This is a genomic window from Kitasatospora sp. CM 4170 (assembly GCF_032110285.1).
GTDB classification, from domain to species: domain Bacteria; phylum Actinomycetota; class Actinomycetes; order Streptomycetales; family Streptomycetaceae; genus Kitasatospora; species Kitasatospora aburaviensis.
In genome coordinates, this window is record NZ_CP134877.1 from 2597398 (window position 1) to 2619024 (window position 21627).

At 75.6% G+C, this 21627-nt stretch carries 15 protein-coding genes; 6 read left to right on the forward strand and 9 right to left on the reverse strand.

From position 1 onward, the window contains the following. Nucleotides 1-151: 151 nt before the first annotated feature. The 3 genes from RMN57_RS10495 to RMN57_RS10505 all read right to left on the reverse strand — a co-directional run bounded on the left by RMN57_RS10495 (nt 152) and on the right by RMN57_RS10505 (nt 6390). Nucleotides 152-3418 carry an error-prone DNA polymerase gene (locus tag RMN57_RS10495; protein ID WP_313763119.1) on the reverse strand — a complete coding sequence of 1089 codons (3267 nt, stop codon included), beginning with the start codon at nt 3416-3418 and terminating at the stop codon, nt 152-154. A 91-nt stretch (nt 3419-3509) separates the two neighbouring features. Then, nucleotides 3510-5561, reverse strand: coding sequence for a hypothetical protein (locus tag RMN57_RS10500; protein ID WP_313763120.1), 2052 nt, complete (start codon nt 5559-5561; stop codon nt 3510-3512). 1 nt (nt 5562) lies between these two features. After that, on the reverse strand, nt 5563-6390 hold the full coding sequence (locus RMN57_RS10505) for a hypothetical protein (RefSeq protein ID WP_313763121.1): 828 nt from the start codon (nt 6388-6390) through the stop codon (nt 5563-5565). Between the two features lie 309 nt (nt 6391-6699). Between RMN57_RS10505 and RMN57_RS10510 the strand changes: the two genes are divergently transcribed. After that, entirely contained in the window at nt 6700-7125 is a 426-nt protein-coding gene (locus tag RMN57_RS10510; protein WP_313763122.1) for a YjdF family protein, read from the forward strand. Between the two features lie 93 nt (nt 7126-7218). On the opposite strand, the gene RMN57_RS10515 is transcribed toward RMN57_RS10510, so the two are convergent. Next, entirely contained in the window at nt 7219-9735 is a 2517-nt protein-coding gene (locus tag RMN57_RS10515) for a BTAD domain-containing putative transcriptional regulator (RefSeq protein ID WP_313767774.1), read from the reverse strand. Nucleotides 9736-10002: 267 nt separating this feature from the next. Here RMN57_RS10515 and RMN57_RS10520 point away from each other — a divergent pair, with 267 nt between their 5' ends. From RMN57_RS10520 to RMN57_RS10535, 4 genes are all read left to right on the forward strand, one after another. Next, complete coding sequence (locus RMN57_RS10520) at nt 10003-10416, forward strand: VOC family protein (protein WP_313763123.1); 414 nt, start codon at nt 10003-10005, stop codon at nt 10414-10416. Between the two features lie 144 nt (nt 10417-10560). Next, on the forward strand, nt 10561-10995 hold the full coding sequence (locus RMN57_RS10525) for a YdeI/OmpD-associated family protein (protein WP_313763124.1): 435 nt from the start codon (nt 10561-10563) through the stop codon (nt 10993-10995). 176 nt (nt 10996-11171) lie between these two features. Beyond that, on the forward strand, nt 11172-12110 hold the full coding sequence (locus RMN57_RS10530) for an oxygenase MpaB family protein (RefSeq protein ID WP_313763125.1): 939 nt from the start codon (nt 11172-11174) through the stop codon (nt 12108-12110). A 132-nt stretch (nt 12111-12242) separates the two neighbouring features. Beyond that, entirely contained in the window at nt 12243-13004 is a 762-nt protein-coding gene (locus tag RMN57_RS10535) for a MerR family transcriptional regulator (RefSeq protein ID WP_313763126.1), read from the forward strand. Nucleotides 13005-13114: 110 nt separating this feature from the next. On the opposite strand, the gene RMN57_RS10540 is transcribed toward RMN57_RS10535, so the two are convergent. After that, nucleotides 13115-14176, reverse strand: coding sequence for a 2-oxoglutarate and iron-dependent oxygenase domain-containing protein (locus tag RMN57_RS10540; RefSeq protein WP_313763127.1), 1062 nt, complete (start codon nt 14174-14176; stop codon nt 13115-13117). A 428-nt stretch (nt 14177-14604) separates the two neighbouring features. Between RMN57_RS10540 and RMN57_RS10545 the strand changes: the two genes are divergently transcribed. Beyond that, entirely contained in the window at nt 14605-15357 is a 753-nt protein-coding gene (locus RMN57_RS10545) for a MerR family transcriptional regulator (RefSeq protein WP_313763128.1), read from the forward strand. 7 nt (nt 15358-15364) lie between these two features. Here RMN57_RS10545 and RMN57_RS10550 read toward each other — a convergent pair whose 3' ends face one another. From RMN57_RS10550 to RMN57_RS10565, 4 genes are all read right to left on the reverse strand, one after another. Next, nucleotides 15365-17536, reverse strand: a complete 2172-nt coding sequence (locus tag RMN57_RS10550; protein WP_313763129.1) for a 3-hydroxyacyl-CoA dehydrogenase NAD-binding domain-containing protein — start codon at nt 17534-17536, stop codon at nt 15365-15367. A gap of 49 nt (nt 17537-17585) precedes the next feature. Further along, a complete protein-coding gene (locus RMN57_RS10555; RefSeq protein WP_313763130.1) occupies nt 17586-18800 on the reverse strand; it encodes an acetyl-CoA C-acetyltransferase in 1215 nt (404 codons plus the stop codon). A gap of 184 nt (nt 18801-18984) precedes the next feature. Continuing rightward, nucleotides 18985-20127: an acyl-CoA dehydrogenase family protein gene (locus RMN57_RS10560; RefSeq protein ID WP_313763131.1), complete on the reverse strand. Its 1143-nt coding sequence runs from the start codon at nt 20125-20127 to the stop codon at nt 18985-18987. A 10-nt stretch (nt 20128-20137) separates the two neighbouring features. Further along, nucleotides 20138-21421 carry a CaiB/BaiF CoA-transferase family protein gene (locus RMN57_RS10565; protein ID WP_313763132.1) on the reverse strand — a complete coding sequence of 428 codons (1284 nt, stop codon included), beginning with the start codon at nt 21419-21421 and terminating at the stop codon, nt 20138-20140. Nucleotides 21422-21627 lie beyond the last annotated feature (206 nt).

Sequence of the window (21627 nt, forward strand, 5' to 3'; positions counted from 1 at the left end):
CCCCCACGGCTGCACCGCGCCGGCCCCCCTCGGCGGCCCCCGCCACGCGTCGGCCCCGGCCGCCCGTCGCCGCCGTCGGCGCCATCGGGCCGCAAGTGCCGCGAGGGCCGCGACGGGGCCGGGCCGGGGCCGGGCCACGACGGGGCGGTCCTCAGATCCCCAGTCGCAGCGGGCCGAGCCGGGTGGCGACCAGGTTGGTGGCACCGCGGTCGCGCTCGATGTGACCGTGGACCAGCAGGCCGGCCCGGTCGAGCGCGGTACGGCGCTGGGACTCCCAGACCGGGCGGCTGCAGATCACGTTGATCAGACCGGTCTCGTCCTCCAGGCTGAGGAAGAGCACCCCGCCCGCCGTCGGCGGCCGCTGGCGGTGCGTCACCAGTCCGCCGACCACCACGGCGGTGCCGGGCGCCACGTCCGGCAGCTGGGCCGCGGTCAGCGCGCCACCGCGCTCCAGGTGCGGGCGCAGGTGCTGGACGGGGTGGCTGGTGGCGGAGCTGCCGGTGGCCCAGAGGTCGGCGATGGTCTCCTCCACCGGGGTCATCCCGGGCAGCACCGGGGCCTCGGTGCCCGGCGTGGTGCCGGGCAGCAGCGCCGCCGAGACGCCCGCGTACGCCCCTGCGGCCCAGAGCGCCTGCCGCCGGCCCAGCCCGAAGCAGCCGAACGCGCCCGCCGTGGCGAGGGCTTCCAGCACCGGCGCGGGCAGACCGGTCCGGCGGGCGAAGTCCTCCAGGTCCGCGTACGGCTGCCCGGCCGCGATCGCCTCGGCCTGCGGGGCGCCGACCCCCCGGACGGTGTCCAGGCCGAGCCGGATGGCCGGCTGCGGCTTCCCCGCGGTGAGCGGCGGCTTCGGGGTCGGCCCCCGGTACGGCTCCAGGGTGGGCCGCGGCCCGCTCGCGTTGACGTCCACCCCGCGCACCCGGACGCCGTGCCGGCGGGCGTCCGCGATCAGGCTCAGCGGCGAGTAGAAGCCCATCGGCTGGTTGGCCAGCAGGGCGCAGGTGAAGGCCGCCGGGTAGTGGTACTTGAGCCAGGCGCTGGCGTACACCAGGTAGGCGAAGCTGATCGCGTGGCTCTCCGGGAAGCCGTAGTTGGAGAAGGCCTCGATCTTGGTGTAGACGTCCTCGGCCACCTCCTCCGGGATGCCGCGCTCGGCCATGCCGCCCAGCAGCCGGTCGCGCAGCCGGGCGACCCGCTCGTGCGAGCGCTTGGAGCCCATCGCCTGGCGCAGCCGGTCGGCCTCGGCGGGTGTGAACCCGGCGCAGTCGATGGCCAGTTGCATCATCTGTTCCTGGAACAGCGGCACCCCGAGGGTCTTGCCGAGCGCGTTCTCCATCAGCGGGTGCGGGCAGCCGGCCGGCTCCACCCCGGCCCGGCGCCGCAGGTACGGGTGGACCGAGCCGCCCTGGATCGGGCCCGGGCGGATCAGCGCGACCTCCACCACCAGGTCGTAGAAGTGGTCCGGCTTGAGCCGCGGCAGGGTGGCCATCTGGGCGCGCGACTCGACCTGGAACACGCCGACCGTGTCGGCCCGCCGCAGCATCGCGTAGACGCCCGGGTCGTCGTCCGGGACGGTGGCCAGGGTGTGCCGCACGCCGTGGTGTTCGGCGATCAGGTCGCAGGTGTCGTGGAGTGCGGCGAGCATGCCGAGGCCGAGCAGGTCGATCTTGACCAGCCCGGCACCGGCCACCGAGTCCTTGTCCCACTGCAGCACGGACCGGCCCGGCATCCGGGCCCACTCGGTCGGGCACATCTCGCCGATCGGCTCCCGGGTGAGCACCATGCCGCCGGAGTGGATACCCAAGTGGCGGGGCAGACCGTGGAGTTGGCCGGCCAGGGCGAGGACGTCGGCGGGGATGACGGCGTCCGCACCGGGCGTGGAGCGGAAGTCGGCCTGCCGGCTGAACGCGTCCACCTGTCCCTGCGGGTAGCCGAGCACCCGGGCCGCGTCGCGCAGCGCCAGCCGGGGCCGGTAGGTGATCACGTTGGCGACCTGGGCGGCGTGCTCGCGCCCGTAGCGGCGGTAGACGTACTGGATGACCTCCTCGCGGCGGCGGTTCTCGATGTCCAGGTCGATGTCGGGCGGTCCGTCGCGGGCGGTGGAGAGGAAGCGCTCGAACAGCAGCTTGTAGTGGATCGGGTCGACGGCGGTGATCCCGAGCGCGTAGCAGACCGCCGAGTTGGCCGCCGAGCCGCGGCCCTGGCACCAGATGTCCTCCTGCCGGCAGAAGTCGACGATGTCGTGGACGATCAGGAAGTAGCCGGCCAGGTCGAGCTCCTCGATGACGTCCAGCTCCCGGGCGAGCTGCCGGCGGGCGGGGCCGTTGCCGGAACCGAAGCGGGCCGGGCCGCGCTCGGCGACCAGGGCGCGCAGGTGGCTGATCTCGGTGTGCCCGGGCGGGACGGGGTAGCCCGGCAGCTCCGGGTCCAGCCGGGTGAAGTCGAAGGCGCAGGCGCGGGCCAGGTCGACGGTCGCCTCCCGCACGCCGGGGAAGCGGGCCAGCCGGCCGGCCATCTCGCGCCCCGAGCGCAGGTGCGCGGTACCGGCCGCGTGCGTCCAGCCCGCCGCCTCCTGGAGCGTGCGGCGCTCGTGCAGCGCGGCGAGGCTCTGGGCGAGCCGGCCCTGGGCCGGGCCGGCGTGGTGGGCGTTGGTGGAGGCGACGACGGGCAGGCCGAGCCGGCCGGCGGAGGCGGCGAGGGCGTCGTTGCGCAGGTCGTCGTCGGGCAGCCACTGGTCGATCAGCTCGACGTACACGTTGTCCCGGCCGAACGCCTCGACGAGGGTCTGCAGCCGGTGTTCGGCCGTCCGCCGGCCGTCGGGGCCGCCCTCGGCGAGGGCGGCCGGCACCCGGCCGAGGCGGCAGCCGGTGAGCACCGCCCAGTGGCCGCCGTGCGCGGCCGCCAGCGCCGCGAAGTCGTACGCCGGGCGGCCCTTGGCCCCGCCCGCGAGCTGGGCGGCGCTGATCGCCGCGGAGAGGCTGCGGTAGCCGGCCGGGTCGCGGGCCAGGACGAGCAGGTGCTCGGTCTCCCGGCCGGGGCGCCGGGCGGGGTCCGGCTCGTGGCGGAGGGTCAGTTCGGCGCCGAACACCGTGTCGATGCCGGCCTCGCGGGCCGCCTCGGCGAAGCGCACCGCGCCGTAGAGGCCGTCGTGGTCGGTGAGGGCGAGCGTCCCGACGCCCAGCCTGGCGGCCTCCGCGACCAGCTCCTCGGGGTCGCTGGCGCCGTCGAGGAAGCTGAAGGCGGAGTGGACGTGCAGCTCGGCCCAGGCCGGGGCGCCGCTCGGCTCGGCGGGGCGGGGGGCGCGTTCCTGCGCGCGGCGGCGGAGCGGGACGACCTCGCCTCCGGCCGGGTCGGGCCGGCCGCCGGTCAGACGCCGGTGCAGTTCGCTCCAGGGGAGTGTGGGGTGGCTGGTGAAGCCCATCGGGGTCGTGCCTTCGGTCGTGCTCTGCTGTTGACTCCCCCACCGCTGTTGCCCCCCGGCCGCCGGTTCCGGCCGCTGCCCCCCGGCCGGGTCAGTCGTAGCCCGCCTCCACGAACCACTCACCGCCCTCCACCGTGAGCAGCAGCGCCCGGCCGTCCGCCACCGTGACCTGGAAGCGCGCCCGGCGGCGGGCGAGCGCCTGGTCCCACCAGTACTCGACCGCCGGCCAGGGCCCGGTCCAGCCCTCCACCGCCAGCTCCCGCCCGCGCAGCGCGACCCGGTCCGGCCGGGCCGACACCCCCGCCCGGCCGTCCACCACCACCGGGCGCCCCTGCGCGTCCAGCACGGCGGCCGGCACCGGGGTGCGGTGCACCACGGCCGGCCAGACGTCCGGGAGCCGGCCCGGCCAGGGCGCGTCGGCCGGGGCCGCCGGGTCGTACGGCTCGCCCCACGGCACCCGGACGGCCTGCTCGGCCGGGCCCCGCCCGCCGGCCGGCTCGATCCGGCGCAGCCCGGCGTGGCCGAGCACCGCCTGGACCCGGGCCACCGCGCGCTCCACCCGGTCGTCCGCGACCGCCTGCCCCCAGAGCGCCAGCTGCCGCCCCTGGTCGGGGGAGAGGTCGTCGGGGACGAGGCGCAGGGCGGTGAAGCCCGCGCCGTGGGGGGCGGGGTCCGCGCCGTGCTCGTCCTCCGCCCCGGCCGGGGCGTCGAACGTGCCCGCGCCCTGCCAGGCCTGGAGCTGCCAGCGGACGCGTTCGGCGAGCGCCGTCGCCGACAGCCGGCCCTCGTGCCGCCAGAGCCGCGAGACGGTCCGCCCGTCGGCGCAGGACACCTCGACAGCGACCCGCTGGCAGGTCAGGCCCGCGCCGGCGAGCCGTCGGTGCAGCTGCTCGGCCAGGGTGCGGGCGACGAACACCAGGGGCTCGGCGAGCGGCTCCGGCGGGTCGAAGCGCTGCTCGACGGAGAGGTCCGGCCCCTCGGCGCGCGGTACCAGCGGGCGCGGCTGGAGCCCCCGGGCCAGCCGGTGGGCGACCGTGCCGGTCAGGCCGAAGCGGTCCGCGACCGCCTCGGCGGGCAGCGCGGCGAACGCCCCGACGGTGGACAGGCCGAGCCGGTCCAGCAGCTCGGCCAGCACCTCGTCGCCGAGCGCGGCCACCGGGTAGGGCGCGAGGAACTCCGCCGTCCGCCCGGCCGGCACCAGCACCCCGGCGCGGGCGGCCAGCACGGCGGCGAACAGGCCGTCGGCGACGCCGACCCGGCCGTGCGGGGCGGGGGGCGGGGTGGCCGGGGGTTCCGCTCCGGGTGCCGCCGGTCCGGCGGCCGGGGGCGGGTACCCGGCGGGGCGCTCCTGCGGCGGGTACCCGGCGGGGCGCTCCTGGGGCGGGTACCCGGCGGGGCGGGCGAACCCGCCGGGCGCGCCGTCCCGGGCCGCCGGCGCGGCGGCGAACAGCTCGTCCACGGCCGCCGCCCGGCGACGTGCCCCGGCCCGGTCGGCGTCCGCCGGGTGCAGCGGGGTGACCGGTGCGACGCCGTGCTCGCGGCGGGCGGTGGCGGTAGCGGGCGGCCCGGCGTCCGGCCCGGCGTCCGGCTCGACGTCGGGCCCGGCCGGGTGTCCCGCGCCCGCCCCGGCGTCGGCGGGGTGGGTCTGCGGACCCGCGTCCGGACCCGCTCCCCCGGCCGCGCCGCCCCCGGACCGCTCGGCCGGCGGGCGGGCCAGCGCGGCCGCCACCGCCTCCTGCACCTTGGCTGCCAACGCCTCCTCACCGCCGAAGTACCGGCTCGGCCCCTTCACCGGGATCGCGCACAGCCCCGGGCGCAGCACCTCCACCCGGGGGGTGAACGCCTCCACCGCGGCGACCACCGGCTCGAACCGGCGGGTCTCCGCCTCCGGGTCCCGGTCGCGCAGCTCCAGCGCCGGGCAGAGCCGCTGGGCCAGCTTCAGCCGCTGCCCCTGGCGCACCCCGGCCGCCCGGGCCGCGTCCGAGCAGGCCAGGATCCGGCCCCCGGCGACCACCGCCACCGGGGCACCGCCGGCACCGGCATCCCCGCCGACCGCCGTCACCGGCCAGTCCGGGCACCAGACCACCAGCACCCGCGGGGTCACTGCCGCGCCGGCCCCGGGCGCCGTTCCGCCGTCGGTCATCTCACACCACCGCCATACGTTCGAGGACCGCCCCGGCGGCCTCCGACGCCACGCTCTCCTCCGTCTCCCCCACGCCGACCGCGCCGGTCATGCCGGTCACGCCGGCCACGCCGGCCGTCCCCGCACCGCCGGCCGGCCCGGCCGCCGCGGCCGGTTCGGCCACCGCCCGCACCGTCCCGTGCTCGTCCGGCAGCCAGAGCCGGGCGGTCCGCCCGCGCACCGCGGACCCGCGCCCCTCGGCCACCACCTCCACCTGCCGTCCGGTGAGCCGGCCGTGCCCGTCCCCCAGCCCGAACCACCGCGCGGACCGCACGCCCAACCGCAGCCCCGCCCCCGGCCACGGCCCGGCCACCAGCAGCACGCAGCCGCTGCGCCGCAGCACGGCCGCCAGCCGGGCCGCCGGCTTCGGCGCCACCGGCCCGTCCGGGCGCAGCATGATCAGCTCGACCGCCCCGGCCAGCACCGACACCACCTCGGCCCAGTGCGGCCCGGGGTCGTCCGCCACCAGCAGCCGCCGCAGGTCCAGGCCGTACCCGGCGGCCGCGGCCAGCCCCAGCTCCGGCAGCCCGACGGCCGCCGCCCACCCGCCCTCCGACTCCCGCACCCCGGCGGCCAGCGCCAGCAGCAGTCCGAGGTCCCCGCCCCCGACGGACACCGCCGTCCCCCGCCGCAGCCCGCCCTCCGGCAGCACCTCCCCCAGTGCCGGCAGCACCGGCAGCAGCCCGCGCCCTCCGGCCCCCTCCCCGCCTCCGAGCGCAGCCGCCGACACCACCGGGCGGAGCGGCTGCCGCTCGACGGTGGATTCGAAAACAGATTCGAAAACGGGCACACCCCCAGGATCGAACATCCGTTCGCAAAGATTCAAGTCCGATCCCTCCACCCCACCCGTCACGCTCCGTGTGCCGCGCGGGCTGGTCGTCCGAGGTGCGGCCCCTCGGCGGGGCGGGGAAATGCATGGAGCCGGCCGGAGGGGGCCCGTACGATCGGGCGCGAGCGCGCGAAAACACGGTCCGGTCGGTAGTCCGGGCGCCGCCGGCCCCGAGCCGGCGGTCAGTAACCTCCCTCCCAGGGTGTCCGGCGTGTTCCTCCCGGCGCGCGACCGCGCGCGGGGCGTGGCACGACCATGGGAGGACGCACCATGCCGAGCACGTTCAGCGTGTTCTTCGACGACCCGTTCTGGGTCGGGGTGCTGGAGGTCTCAGCACCCGGCGGAGTACGCGCGGCACGCCATGTCTTCGGCGCCGAACCCGGCAACGCGGAGTTGCTGGAGTTCGTACGCCGGGATTTCGGCCGGTTGCTGGACGCCGCGCTCGCCGCACCCGAGGTGGCCGTCGAGCGGCGGGCGCGCCAGCGGGCGGTGAACCCCAAGCGGCTCGCCCGGCAGGCCGCGAAGGAGCAGGCGGCCCGGCCGCTGAGCAGCGCGGCCGAGGAGGCGCTGGCGCGGGCGCACGAGGAGGCCGGGCACCTGAACCGCGCGGCGGCCAAGCGCCGTGCCGCCGAAACCGCGCGCGGGCAGCGGGAGCTGTCCCGCCGTCAGGCCCGGGAGCGGCACCGGGGCCGCTAGGCCCCGTCCGGCCGAGGACACACCCCGGCCCTCCGGTGTCCCGCCCGTCCCGGTGGTTGAGCCGGGGCGGGCGGGGCGGACGGACCGACCCGGTCAGCCGTCGTGGGCGCGGGCCTGTTCGGGAAGGTCGCCGTGGTCGCGGGCCGGGCCGAGGGCGGCCCGCTGTTCGGTGACGGCGCGCGCGGGCTCGCCGGCCGCCCGGGCCACGTCGCCGAGTCCGTCGAGCGCCCCGGCCCGGTCACCGGCCCGACCGAGGTCGTGGTAGAGGTCCTCGGCCTGCCGGCAGTAGGCGCGGGCCTCCTCGTGACAGCCCGTCCGGCGGTGCATGCCGCCGAGGCGGTCCAGGACGGAGGCCTCGCCGCTGCGGTTGCCGCGCAGGCGGTGCAGGGCCAGCTCGTCGGTCAGATGCCGGTGCGCGGCGTCGAGCAGGCCCTGTCTCTCGTAGACGCCGGCGAGGTCGTCCGGGGCGTGCGCCTCGCCGATCCGGTCGCCGCTGTCGCAGCAGGGCGTGAGCGCGGTTTCGAGGTGGCCGCGGGCGCGGTCGCCGCGGCTCCGGCCCGCCCGCAGGGCCTGGGCCGGCACGGCCGGGGCGTCGGCGTGGTGGGCGAGGCCGAGGTAGGGCCGCAGGATCGATGCCAGGTGCCCGGCGTGGACGGGCCAGCCGTGCTCGGTGGTGTGGCTTTCCGAGGCGATCAGGTTGGCACGTTCCGTTTCGAGCCAGACGGTCGCCGCGGCCGGATCCGCCAGGTCGACGAGCGGGGTGTCCGGTCGCGGGACCACCGGCCGCCGGTCGGCACCGCAGGGGTGGATCCGGTCCACGGCCGTACGCGCGGTGTAGCGGTAGTAGTCGAACAACCTGGTGAGTGCGTCGTGCCGGGCCTGCTCGGACTCCGTCGCCGTCGCGGTGGCCAGGGCGTGCTCCCGCAGCAGTCCGTGGAGGGTGTACCGGCCCGGTTCGTGCTGCTGCAGCATGTGCGCGTCGAGCAGGTCCTCCAGCAGACCCTCGGCCCGGTCCAACGGCGTGTCCGCCAGCGCCGCCGCCGCGTACGGATCCACGTCGTGCCCGGGGTGGAGGCCGAGCAGGCGGAACATCCGCTGCTGGTCCTCGTCGAGGTGCTGGTGGGACAGGGCGAAGGCGGCGGCCAATCTGCGGTCCGCGGTCGACAGCTCGGTCAGCCGCCGCTTCTGGTCGCGCAGCCGGCCCGCCAGGTACTGGACGGTCCAGCGCGGCCGGTTGTGCAGCCGTGCCGCCGCGATCCGGACGGCCAGCGGAAGGAACCCGCACAGCTGCAGCACGTCGAGGACGGCGAGCGGCTCGGCGTGCGCCCGTTCCCCGATGATCCGGGTGAACAGCTCGACGGCGTCCCCGGCGGGCAGGAGATCCACCGTCAGCGTCCGAATGCCGTCCAGGTCGGACAGGCGCCGCCGGCTGGTGATCAGGACCAGGCTCTCCGTCGCCCCCGGCAGCAGCGGCCGGACGTGGTCGGCGCTGCCCGCGTTGTCGAGGACGGCGACGACACGGCGGCCCGCCAGTTCCGACCGCCACAACGCCGAGCGGGCGACCAGGCCGGACGGGATCGCCTCGGCGGGCAGGCCGAGCTGGAGCAGCAGGACCTCCAGCGCCGCCCCGGGCTCCAGCGGCGCCTGCCCGGCGGTGTGCGCGTGCAGGTCGACGAACAGCTGCCCGTCCGGATAGGCGCCGGCCAGCCGGTGCGCGGCCCGGACCGCCAGCGCGGTCTTCCCGATGCCGGCCATCCCGTCGATGGCCGCGAGGGTCACCACGCCGGACGCCGCGCCGAGCCGGTCGAGCTCCTCGTCGCGCCCGGCGAAGTCCGGGATGTCGAAGGGCAGGAAGTTCGCGCGCCCCGCCGTGGCGGGTGCCGGTGGGGGTGGGGACGGCGCGAGGTGCAGGCCCGGATCGTCGTGGAGGATGGACTGCTCCAGGACGGCGAAGGCCCGTCCCGGGTCCAGCCCCTGGTCCTCGGCGAGCCTGCGGCGGAACAGGCGGCCCGCCGCCAGGGCGTCGGCCTGCCGTCCCGCACGGTGCAGGGCGAGCATCAGGTGATGACAGAGCCGCTCCCGTAAGGGGTGGGCGGCGGCTTCGGCCGACAGGTCGTCGAGGACCTCCCGGTGGCGGCCGAGCGACAGCTCAAGCTCCATCAGGCGCTCGACCGCGGCCAGGCGGCGCTCCAGCAGCCGGGCCCGCGCATCGGCGACGTAGTCGGCGTTGACGTCGGCGAACGGCTGACCGCGCCACATCGTCAGCGCCTCGCGCAGCAGCACGGCGGCCTTCTCGGGGTCCTCCTCGGAGGCTGCGGCGACGGCGGCGTCGAACTCCGTCGAGTCGAGCTGGCCGGGGCGCGGAACGATCACATAGCCGGACGGCCGGGTCTGCAGGACCTCCGCCGTCCCGGTGCCGCGCAGGACCCGGCGGATCGCCGTCACCGCGGCGTGCACCTGCGCCCGCGCCGTGCCGGGTGGCGTCGGGCCCCAGACCGCGTCGATCAACCGGGCGGTGCTGAGGACCGTTCCGGCGTGCAGCAGCAGGTACCCCAGGACAGCACGGTGGCGGGGCGCGGTCCCGGGCAGGGGACGGCCACCGTCCGACATCTCCACCGGACCCAGGATCGAGAACCGCACAGCACTCCCCCCGACAGCGCACCCATCGCGAACGCATCGCGAATCTATCAACCCGGGCTTCCAAGATCCTTCCCACGAAGGTCGCCGGGCCGGGCGAGGAGGAGGCCGCGCGGGCCCGTCACGGCGAGTCCGGCGATCCGCAGGCGGCGGCTGCGCCGGCCCCCACCGCGGCGCTGCGGCAGGGAGCGGAACAGCCACCCGTCCGTCACATCACCACCCATGCACAAGGAGTAAGACATGAAGGCACACGTCAGCTCGATCCTCCTCGGCGTCCGGGACCTGGACCGGGCCAAGCAGTTCTACACCGAGGGGCTCGGCTGGAAGATCCGGAGCGACTTCGGCATCTCGGTGTTCTTCGAATCGGACGGCGCCTCGCCCGTCGGCTTCTACAGCCGCGAGGGCCTGGCCGCCCAGGTGGGCACGGACCAGGAGGGCAGCGGCTTCAGCGGACTGGTGCTGACCTACGTCGTCCGCAGCGAGACGCGGGTCGACGAGATCATGGCGGAGGCAGAGCAGGCCGGCGCCACGGTCCTCAAGCCCGCCGGCGCTCTGCCGTGGGGCGGGTACGGCGGCACCTTCGCCGACCCGGACGGCTACGTCTGGAGCCTCGGCTACAGCGCCCAGGGGACCGACCAGCCCTACGCGGAGTAGCCGCGGTCCGGCCGTCCGGGACGGCGGGGCGCGTGCCCCCTGCCGTCCCGGACGGCCGTGACCCGGGTGCGGGAAGCTGGAGCGGCGATCGGAGCCGGGCGGGCGGGATCCGCGGTGAACCGGCAGGACGAACAGGAGAAGACGATGAAGTTTCAGGCCCAGGTCGAGCCGCCCGAGCCCATGCGGGGTCTGGAGGTTCCGCCCGAGGTGGTGGCGGCGCTCGGCGGGGGCGCGCGGCCGCCGGTGACGATCACGGTGAACGGGCACTCCTGGAAGAGCCGGGTCGCCCTCCTGCGCGGCCGCCACCTGCTCGGCCTCAGCCACGCCAACCGGCGGGCCGCGGGTGTGGCGACCGGCGACGAGGTCGAGGTCGAGGTGGAGCTCGACACCGAGCCGCGCGTCGTCGTCGAGCCTGCGGACTTCGCCCGGGCTCTGGACGACGACCCGGTCGCCCGCGCCGCCTACGACGACCTCGCGTACAGCCACAAGCGCGAGCACGTGCGCGCAATCGAGAGCGCGAAGAAGCCCGAGACGCGCCAACGCCGTATCGAGAAGGCCATCGCCGCCCTGCGGGGCTGACCTCCGCAGGGTGGTGCCGCGCGGCCTCCGGCGGGAGCCGCGCGGCCGCCAGCGGGATCCCGGCGGCGCCCGCGCACCGACGCCCCGGACCGGCCGCCCCGACCGCCCCCGGCCGGCCCCGGGCGCGCCCTCCGGACCACGTTGACCGGCCCCTGACCTGCCCCTAGGGTCGGCCTGTGCAGCGATACGACTGGCTGAAGCGGATTCAGCGCCTGGACCCGGAGACCGAGTTCACCGAGATCTACCGGATCAGCAGCTGGTACGAGTTCCCCTGGGACACCACCCAGTCGCTCAGCTTCGCGCTCTACCGCACCTACGCGGTGCCCGGCATCGGCCGGCTGCTCGCGCGGACCGGCGAGTTCACCCTGCGCACGCAGAAGCGGTACGACGACACGGTGCTGATCCTGGAGGCCGTGGTCGAGCACGGCTTCGCCTCCGAGCAGGGGCGGGAGGCGATCCGGCGGATGAACCAGATGCACCGCCGGTACGACATCTCCAACGACGACTTCCTGTACGTGCTGGCCACCTTCGTCGTGATCCCCAAGCGCTGGCTGGACGACTACGGCTGGCGCCCCTACTCGCCGCACGAGGTCCGCGCCACCACCAACTACTACCGGGAGCTCGGCCGGCACATGGGCCTGAGCGGCATCCCGGAGACCTTCGAGGACTTCGAGCGGCTGCTCGACGACTACGAGCGCGCCCACTTCGGCTTCGACGAGGGCGGCCGCGACGTCTCGGACGCCACCCTCGGCCTGATGGCCTCCTGGTACCCCACCCCGGTGCGCCCGGCGATGCGCACCTCCTCGCTCTGCCTCCTCGACGACCCGCTGCGCGAGGCCTTCGGCTACCCGGCACCCCCGGCCGCGCTCCGGCGCGCCGTCCGCGCCGGCATGCGGCTGCGCGGGCGCCTCGTCCGCCTGCTGCCGCCGCGCCGCCGGCCGCACCTGGCCCGGGACGGCCGGCAGGTCCGCAGCTACCCCGGATACCCGTACGGCTACCGGATCGGCGAGCTGGGCACCTTCGAGGAGGGCGGCGCGCCGAAGCCGTCCGGCTGCCCCTTCCCGCACGCCGCGGCCCGGCCGGAGGCCCGCTCCGAGACGCCCGCCGAGGACTGACACCCCGGCCGGACGGGCGGACGTCCTGGCGGCCGCGGGTTGAAGTTGCCGCAACGGCAGCCTCTACCGTGCTGGTCAGGGCCGGAGACCACCGGCCCGGCGACAGTGTGCGGAGCACGGGAGGAACGGGCGATGGCGTGGCCGATCGCGGACGTGGCACGGATGTCCGGAGTGACCGCGAGGACGCTGCGGCACTACGACGAGATCGAGCTGCTGCGCCCCGCGCGGATCGGCTCCAACGGCCACCGCTACTACGAGGAGCAGCAGTTGCTGCGTCTGCAGCAGATCCTCGTACTGCGGGCGCTCGGGCTCGGGCTCTCCGAGATCACCCGGATCCTGGCCTCCCAGGTGGACGAGCTGGAGGCCCTGCGCGGCCACCACCGCCGGCTGCTGGCCGAGCGGGACCGGCTCACGGCCCTGGCCGCCACCGTCACCCGCACGATCGCCGATCTTGAACGGTCCAGGAAGGACGGAACATCGATGACCAGCATCAACCGACCCGAGAACCTCTTCGAGGGCGTCCGGCCCGCCGACGTCGAGGAGAGCCTGCGCGACTTCCCCGAGCACGCCGAGGCGGCCCGCCGGGCGACCGCCGCGATGAGCGCGGAGCAGGTCGAGGCGGGGCAGCGCGAGCGCACCGCGCAGCTGGTCCGGCTGGCCGAGCTGATGGCCGCCGGCACGCCTGCCGACGGGGAGCCGGTGCAGGAGGAGGTCGACCGGCAGTACCGCGCGCTCGTCGCACTCCGCCCGGTCCCCACCGAGGAGTACCTCGCGATCGCGCGCTCCTGTGCGGAGAACGAGCGGTGGAGTGCCGTGTACGAGTCCGTCGCCCCGGGCCTGGCCGCGTACCAGCGGGCTGCCATGGAGGCGTACGCGGCGGCGCGGCTGTCCTGAGCCGCCGGCCGGGCGGCCACCCCGGGGTCGGTCCGCGACCCGCCCGCGCAGTGCCCCGCCGTCCACCGGGCCGGTGTCGGTGGACGGCGGGACGCCAGGGGGGCCGGGCGTCAGCGGGAGCCGGAGTCGACCAGCTCGGGGTGGTGACGGCGGGTGACCTCGGGGTGGGCCCGGGTGTAACCCTTCCACTCGTTCAGGCCGAACTCCGCGAAGAGCGGGTTGGCCGGGTCCTCGGTGGCGCCGGGGGCGTGGTGGGCGGAGGGGAAGTCCAGCGGCTCGATGTGGGCGTCGAGCCGCGGGTTGTAGAAGAACGGGACGGAGAAGCGCTCGCGGGCACCGGGCGGGCTGACCACGCGGTGGCTGGTGGCCTTGAGGTAGCCGTCGGTGGCGACCTCCAGCAACTCGCCGAGGTTGACCACGAAGGCCCCCTCCATCGGCGGCACCTCCAGGAAGCCGCCGTCCGGGCGCTCCACCTGGAGGCCGCCGACGGTGTCCTGGAGCAGGAGCGTGATGAAGCCGTAGTCCTTGTGCGCGCCTACGCCCTGCCCGGCGCCGTCCGGGGCGGTGCCCGGGTAGCGGACCAGCTTCAGCCGCAGGTGCGGGTGGCCGGCGAAGGCGTAGTCGTAGAAGTCGGGGCGGGCGCCGATCGCGGTCAGGAGCTCGTGCAGCAGCCGCGCGGCGACGCCGCCGAGGCGGTCGATCCAGCCGAGCGCGGCGGTCCGCAGCTCCGGGAGCGCCGCGGGCCACTGGTTCGGGCCCTCCAGCCACCAGTACGGCGGCTCGCCCCCGGCCGGGACGTGCGCGGGCAGCTCGGCGCCGATGTCGAGCTGGTCGCGCCAGTCCCGGCTGCCGCCGGTGCGCTCGTCGCCGGTGCGGGTGTAGCCGCGGTAGTGCGGGGAGTTGAGGTTGCTCACGGCGAGCCGGTCGGCCTCCGGGAGGGCGAAGAAGGCCCGCATCGCGTCGGTGAGCGCGGTCGTCTCGGCCGGGGTGACGCCGTGGCCGACGAGCTGGAAGAAGCCGACGCCGGTGGCCGCGGCCCGCAGGTCGTCGTGCAGGCGGCGCCGGTCGCCGGGGCTGCCGTCGGCGAGCGAGAGGTCGATCACCGGCAGGGCGCCCGGGGAGGCGGTCGGCGCGGCGGACGGGGTGCTGGAGGGGGACTGCTGCTGCGTCATGGGTGACATCCGCTGGGTCTCGTCCCGACCGGTTCCGGTGGTCGACCGGTGGCTCCGGGGCCGTGCCTGGTGCGGCGGGTGCCCGGGGTCGGGAGGGGGAACGCGGCCTGCGGCCGCGTGTGAGGGTGAGGGCGCGAGGTTCAGCCAGAGCGTCGACAGGACATGCTCGTCACGCGGAGCAGGTCCACGTGGCGGCGGCGAACAAGGATGAGCACGTCACCAGCCTAGATGACGGTCGTACCGGCACGGACCCCCGGTGCGGGATGAATTGTCGTGGGCAGGTCACACGAGCCGCCCGTCAACGCCCCGACCACCCCCCGTACCGCAGCCCCGGGCCGGCCGTCCGCACCGGGTGGACCACTGTCCCCGGGCACTGTCACACTGCTGCTGTCACAGCACGGGTGCGACGGAGGCGGAGGGCGGCACGGATGTCGGAAGTGGCGGCGGAGGTCCGGCTCACCGTGGACGAGCTGGCCGCCCGGGCCGGGGTGACCGTCCGGACGGTGCGCTTCTACGGGACGAAGGGGCTGCTGCCGCCGCCCGAGCTGGGCCCGCGCCGGGTCGGCCTCTACGGCGCCGCCCACCTGGACCGGCTCGGACTGATCGAGGAGCTGCAGCGCCAGGGGCTCACCCTGGCGGCCATCGAGCGCTACCTGGCCAACCTCCCGCAGGACAGCACCCCGATGGACCTGGCGATCCACCGGGCGCTGGTGGCGTCGTGGACGCCGGAGGCGCCGGAGGCGGTGAGCCGCGCGCAGCTGGAGCGGCGGGTCGGCCGGGCGCTGTCCGAGGAGCAGCTGGACCGGCTGGCCGCGATGGGCGCGCTGGAACGCACCGCGGACCCGGAGGCGTTCCGGGTGGATCCGGGGCTGCTGCCGCTCGGGGCGCGGATCCTCGACGTGCCGATCCCGCTGGAGACGCTGCTGGCGGCCCGGGCCGTACTGCTGGAGCACAGCCGGGCGACGGCGCACGAGCTGCACCGGCTGTTCCGCGAGACGGTGTGGAAGCCCTACCGGGAGAGCGAGCCGGAGCCGGCCGAGCTGGCCCGGATGAAGGACCTGGCCGGCCACATCCAGCCGATGGTGGCGCAGGCGCTGGTGACGGCGTTCCAGCGCTCGCTCCGGGAGGAGCTGGGCGAGGCCGCGCGCGGCACGGACTCGCCCAGCACCGAAGAGGACTGACTGTCCGTCAGCTCCCGAAGGTCCGCCCCTCGGCGGCGATCCGCTCCAGCATCGCGGGCGGCGCGAACCGCTCGCCGTAGGCGGCGGCGAGCTCCCGGGCACGGGCCGCGAAGCCGGCCGGGCCGCCCGGGTAGCCGTTGATGTACTGGAAGACGCCGCCGGTCCAGGCCGGGAAGCCGATGCCGAGGATGGAGCCGACGTTGCCGTCGGCGACCGAGGTCAGCACCCCCTCCTCCAGGCAGCGGACCGAGTCCAGCGCCTCGCTGAACAGCATCCGCTCCTTGAGGTCCTCGAACGGGACCTCGACGTCCGATCGCGTGAAGTGCTCGCGCAGGCCCGGCCAGAGCCGACCGCGCCGGCCGTCCTCGCCGTACTCGTAGAAACCGGCGCCGCCGCTGCGGCCGGGGCGGCCGAACTCCTCGACCATCCGGTCCACCACCGCGTCGGCCGGGTGGGCGGTCCAGGTCTCGCCGGCCGACTCGGCCGCGCGCCGGTACTCGTTGCGGATCTTGCGCGGCAGGGTGAGCGTCAGCTCGTCGAGCAGCGAGAGCACCTTGGCCGGGTAGCCGGCCTGGGCGGCGGCCTGCTCGACGCTTGCCGGGTCGACGCCCTCGCCGACCATCGCCACGCCCTCGTTGATGAACTGGCCGATCACCCGGGAGGTGAAGAAGCCCCGGGAGTCGTTCACCACGATCGGGGTGCGGTCGATCTGGCGGACCAGGTCGAAGGCGCGGGCCAGCGCCTCGTCACCGGTCTGCGGGCCGCGGATGACCTCGACCAGGCGCATCTTGTCCACCGGCGAGAAGAAGTGCAGACCGATGAAGTCGGCGGTGCGCTCGACGCCCTCGGCGAGCAGCCCGATCGGCAGGGTGGAGGTGTTGGAGCAGAGCAGCGCGTCCGGCGCCACCACGCCCTGGACCTCCTGGAACACCTTCTGCTTGAGCTCGGGGTTCTCGAAGACGGCCTCGATCACCGCGTCGCAGCCGGCCAGGTCGGCGGCCTCGGCGGTGGGGGTGATCCGGGCCAGCAGCTCGTCGCGCTGCGCCTCGGTGGAGCGCCCGCGCGCCACCGCCTTGTCCAGCAGCCCGGCGGAGTAGGCCTTGCCGCGCTCGGCGGCCTCGACGGTGACGTCCTTGAGCATCACCTCGATGCCCGCCCTGGCGCAGGTGTAGGCGATGCCCGCGCCCATCATGCCGGCGCCGAGCACGGCGACCCGGCGGACCGTCCGCTTCTCGACGTCCTTCGGGCGGCCGGCACCGGAGTTGACGGCCTGCATGTCGAAGAAGAGCGCCTGGATCATGTTCTTGCTGGTCTGTCCGCAGGCCAGCTCGGTGAAGTAGCGGGCCTCGATCACCATCGCGGTGTCGACGTCGACCTGGGCGCTCTCCACCGCGGCCGCGAGCACGTTGCGCGGCGCCGGGTACGGGGCCCCGGCCAGCTGCTTGCGCAGGTTGGCCGGGAAGGCGGGCAGGTTGGCGGCGAACGCCGGGGTGGCCGGGGTGCCGCCGGGGATCCGGTAGCCCTTGACGTCCCAGGGCTGGACGGCGGTCGGGTTGGCCCCGATCCAGGCGCGGGCCCGGGCGGTCAGCTCCTCCGGGGTGTCGACCAGCTCGTGCACCAGGCCGTGCTCGAACGCCTGGGCCGGCCGGTACTGGCGGCCCTGGAGGAGCACCTTCAGCAGGGCGTCGGTGATGCCGAAGAGCCGGACGGTGCGGACCACGCCGCCGCCGCCCGGCAGCAGGCCGAGGGTGACCTCGGGCAGGCCGATCCGGCTGGCCGGGGTGTCCAGGGCGATCCGGTGGTGGCAGGCGAGCGCGATCTCCAGGCCGCCGCCGAGGGCGCTGCCGTTGAGGGCGGCGACGACGGGCTTGCCGAGGGTCTCCAGCGTGCGCAGGGCGCGCTTGATCCGCATCGACTTCTCGAAGACGGCGGCGGCGTCCTCGGGCCGGGCGGCCGAGAGCATCCGCAGGTCGCCGCCGGCGAAGAAGGTCTTCTTCGCCGAGGTGACGACCACGCCGCGCAGCTCGTCGCCGAGGCCGGCCAGCCGCTCCACCGCGGCCTCGAAGTCGGCCGTGAAGGCCTCGTTCATGGTGTTGACGGACTGGGTGGGGTCGTCGAGGACGAGGGTGACCACGCCGTCCTGGTCCTGCTCCCAGCGGATGGTGGTGGTGTCGCTCATGAGGTTCGGGTCTCCAGATGGGGCCGGGGAGGGAGGTGCCGGGGCGGGATCAGATGCGTTCGACGATGGTGGCGATGCCCATGCCGCCACCGACGCAGAGGGTGGCCAGGCCGTACCGCAGGTCGCGCCGCTCCAGCTCGTCGATCAGGGTGCCGAGGATCATCGCGCCGGTCGCACCGAGCGGGTGGCCGAGGGCGATCGCACCGCCGTTGACGTTGACCTGGTCGGGCCGGAAGCCCATCTCGCGGACGAAGCGGAGGACGACGGCGGCGAAGGCCTCGTTGATCTCGACCAGGTCGATGTCGGCGGCGGTCAGCCCGGCCTTGGCGAGCGCCTTGCGGGTGGCGGGGGCCGGGCCGGTCAGCATGATGGTGGGCTCGGAGCCGGACACCGCCGCGGAGACGATCCGGGCGCGCGGGCGCAGGCCGTAGCGCTCGCCGATCTCGCGGTTGCCGATGGCGACCAGCGCGGCGCCGTCCACGATCCCGGAGGAGTTGCCGGCGTGGTGGACGTGGTCGATCTCCTCGACCCAGTGGTACTTCTGCAGGGCGACGGCGTCGAAGCCGCCGGCGTCGCCGATGGCGGCGAAGGAGGGCTTGAGGCCGGCCAGGCTCTCCACGGTGGTGCCGGGGCGGATGAACTCGTCGCGGTCCAGCACGACCAGGCCGTTGCGGTCGAGGACCGGCACGACCGAGCGGTCGAAGAGGCCGTCGGCCTGGGCCTTGGCGGCGCGGGCCTGGGACTCGGCGGCGAAGGCGTCCACGTCGGTGCGGCTGAAGCCCTCGACGGTGGCGATCAGGTCGGCGCCGACGCCCTGCGGGATGAAGTGGGTCTCGTAGGCGGTCATCGGGTCGGCGAACCAGGCGCCGCCGTCCGAGCCCATCTTCACCCGGGACATCGACTCCACGCCGCCGGCCAGGATGAGGTCCTCCCAGCCCGAACGGACCTTGGCTGCGGCCAGGTTGACGGCCTCCAGACCGGAGGCGCAGAACCTGTTCTCCTGGACGCCGGCCACCGTGTCGGGCAGGCCGGCCGCGATGGCGGCGACCCGGGCGATGTCGGAGCCCTGGTCGCCGATCGGGCTGACCACGCCGAGCACGATGTCGTCCACCGCGGCCGGGTCGAGGTCCGGGAAGCGGCGGCGCAGCTCGTGGATCAGGCCGACGACCAGGTCGATCGGCTTGGTGCCGTGCAGCGAGCCGTTGGCCTTGCCCCGGCCGCGCGGGGTGCGGATCGCGTCGTAGACGTACGCTTCGGTGGTCACGGTGGAGAGCCTTTCGGGGGTCTGGCCTGGTGGTTCGAGGTCTGGCCTGGTGGTCCGGGGATCTGGCCTGGTGGTTCGAGGTCTCGCCTGGCGGTTCGAGGTCTCGCCTGGCGGTTCGAGGGCTCGCCTGGCGGTTCGGGAGCCGGCCTGGTGGGGAGCGCCGGCGGCGCCGGCCGGGGAGCGGTCAGTCGAGGAGGGAGCGGCCGACGATCTCCTTCATGATCTCGGTGGTCCCGCCGTAGATGGTCTGGATGCGGCCGTCGGTGAACGCCCGGGCGACCGGGTACTCGGCCATGTACCCGTAGCCGCCGTGGAGCTGGAGGCAGCGGTCGGCGGTGCGCTTCTGCAGTTCGGTGGCCCACCACTTGGCCATCGAGGCGTCCGCCGGGGTGAGCGCGTAGCGGTTGTGCTCGGTGATGCAACGGTCGACGAAGGCGCGGGTGACGGCGCACTCGGTGGCGAGCTCGGCGATCTCGAAGCGGACGTGCTGGAGCTTGGCGAGCGGCCGCCCGAACGCCTCGCGCTGCTTGACGTACTCGGTGGTGATCTCCACCAGGTACTCCGCGCCGGCGATCGCGGAGGCGGCGATGGTGAGCCGCTCCTGGGCGAGGTTCTGCATCAGGTACACGAAGCCCTGGTGCTCCTCGCCGAGCAGGTTCTCCTTGGGGACGCGGACGTCCTCGAAGAAGAGCTCGGCGGTGTCCTGGGCCTTCTGCCCGATCTTGTCGAGGTTGCGGCCGCGCTCGAAGCCGGGCATGCCGCGCTCGACCACCAGCAGGCTGAGCCCGCGCGCGCCGCCCTCGGGGGTGGTACGGGCGACCACGATCACCAGGTCGGAGAGGATGCCGTTGGAGATGAAGGTCTTGGCGCCGTTGAGCAGGTAGTGGTCGCCCCGGTCGACCGCGTGGGTGCGGATGCCCTGGAGGTCGGAGCCGGTGCCGGGCTCGGTCATCGCGATGGCGGTGACCAGCTCCCCGCTGCAGAAGCCGGGCAGCCAGCGGCGCTTCTGCTCCTCGGTGGCGAGCGAGGTGAGGTACGGGCCGATGATGTCGTTGTGCAGGCCGAGCGCCAGGCCGGAGGCACCGGCCCGGGCGAACTCCTCGGCCAGCACGGCCGCGTAGCGGAAGTCGGCGCTGCCACCGCCGCCGTGCTCCTCCGGGACGGCGATCCCGAGCAGGCCCTGCCGGCCGGCCGCGAGCCAGGCCGAGCGGTCCACGATGCCGGCCCGCTCCCAGCGGTCGTAGTGCGGCAGCACCTCCTTGGCGAGGAAGGCCCGGACGGTCGCCCGGAAGTCCTCGTGCTCCTCGGTGTAGATGTCGCGTTGCACGGCGCTCTCCTTATCGGGCCGCGGCGTCCGGGGACGGCGGGGCGGGCGGGGTGTTCCGGACGGGCCGGGTGTTCCGGACGGGTGCAGCGGCGGGCGGCGAGGCGGCGGCCGGTGCGGCGGCCGATGTGGCCGGTGCGGCCGGTGCGGCCGGTGCGGCGGCGGGCGGGCCCGACGGGCGGGACAGGGCCGGCAGGCCCCAGTCGCGGGCGACCTCGGCGGTGTCGGCGCCCGGCCGGGACGGCGGGCGGCGCAGCGTGCCGGGGGTGGCGGAGAACCGGGGGGCCGGGGCGGGCTGGGTGTAGCCGTCCGCCTCGACGTACGTGCCGCGGGCCGCCAGGTGCGCGGAGGCGGCGGCCTCGCGCATGGTGAGCACCGGCTCGACGCAGGCGTCGGAGCCGGCGAAGACCTCCTCCCACTCGGCCCGGGTGCGGGTGGCGAAGCGGGCGGCGATCAGTGCGCGCAGCTCGGGCCAGCGCGCGGTGTCCCACTGGCCGGGCGCGTCCGGACCGAGCCCGAGCAGCCGGGCGAACTCGGCGTAGAACTGCGGCTCCAGCGCGCCGACGGCGAGGTGGCCGCCGTCCTTGGCCGGGTAGACGGCGTAGCAGGGGGTGCCGCCGTCGAGCAGGTTGGCGCCCCGCCGGTCCTGCCACTGCCCGGCCGCCAGCAGGCCCCAGAGCACGCCGGTGAGGTGGGCGGCGCCGTCCACGATCGCGGCGTCGACCACCTGGCCGGTGCCGGTCGCGCGGGCGTGGTGGAGGGCCGCGAGCAGGCCGACGACCAGGTAGAGCGAGCCGCCGGCGTAGTCGCCGAGCAGGTTGGCCGGGATCGCGGGCGGGCGGTCCGGGTCGCCGATCATGCCGAGCACGCCGGCCGCGGCCGCGTACCCGATGTCGTGGCCGGCCCGGTCGGCGCGCGGTCCGTGCTGGCCCCAGCCGGTCATCCGGCCGTAGACCAGGGCGGGGTTGCGGGCCAGGCAGGCCTGCGGGCCGACGCCGAGGCGCTCGGCGACGCCGGGGCGGTAGCCCTCGATCAGCAGGTGGGCCCGCTCGGCGAGGTCCAGGACCAGACCGGGCCCCTCGGGGGCCTTGAGGTCGACCAGGACGGAGCGCTTGTTGCGGTTGGCCACGTCGTAGGCGGGGTCGATGCCGAGCGGCGAGGGTTTGGGCCGGTCCACGCGGACCACGTCGGCGCCGAGGTCGGCCAGCAGCATCGCGGCGAACGGGCCGGGCCCGATCCCCGCGAGCTCGACCACCCGGACGCCGGCCAGCGGGCCGGGACTGCTCGTGTCGCGCACTGGCCACTGCCCCTCAGGGTTTGACAGTAAAGCTGTAACACTCGCGATGATAGGGAAGCGACCCGCCGGTAACAAGACCTCCGCGCCGGCCGCCGGGACCGCGCCCGGGCGGGGTCGAGGCGGGGTACCGGCGGGGGCCGAGGCCGGCGCCGCGGCCTGGGCGCGAGGATGTGGGAGGCCGCCGGACCGCCGGCCGAAATCTTGAC

Coding starts and splice junctions, on each gene's coding strand:
- RMN57_RS10520 (WP_313763123.1), top strand. CDS start 10,003: ATGAAGGCACACGTCAGCTCGATCCTCCTCGGCGTCCGGGACCTGGAC.
- RMN57_RS10515 (WP_313767774.1), bottom strand. CDS start 9,735: ATGTCGGACGGTGGCCGTCCCCTGCCCGGGACCGCGCCCCGCCACCGT.
- RMN57_RS10545 (WP_313763128.1), top strand. CDS start 14,605: ATGTCGGAAGTGGCGGCGGAGGTCCGGCTCACCGTGGACGAGCTGGCC.
- RMN57_RS10525 (WP_313763124.1), top strand. CDS start 10,561: ATGAAGTTTCAGGCCCAGGTCGAGCCGCCCGAGCCCATGCGGGGTCTG.
- RMN57_RS10550 (WP_313763129.1), bottom strand. CDS start 17,536: ATGAGCGACACCACCACCATCCGCTGGGAGCAGGACCAGGACGGCGTG.
- RMN57_RS10510 (WP_313763122.1), top strand. CDS start 6,700: ATGCCGAGCACGTTCAGCGTGTTCTTCGACGACCCGTTCTGGGTCGGG.
- RMN57_RS10540 (WP_313763127.1), bottom strand. CDS start 14,176: ATGACGCAGCAGCAGTCCCCCTCCAGCACCCCGTCCGCCGCGCCGACC.
- RMN57_RS10535 (WP_313763126.1), top strand. CDS start 12,243: ATGGCGTGGCCGATCGCGGACGTGGCACGGATGTCCGGAGTGACCGCG.
- RMN57_RS10495 (WP_313763119.1), bottom strand. CDS start 3,418: ATGGGCTTCACCAGCCACCCCACACTCCCCTGGAGCGAACTGCACCGG.
- RMN57_RS10500 (WP_313763120.1), bottom strand. CDS start 5,561: ATGACCGACGGCGGAACGGCGCCCGGGGCCGGCGCGGCAGTGACCCCG.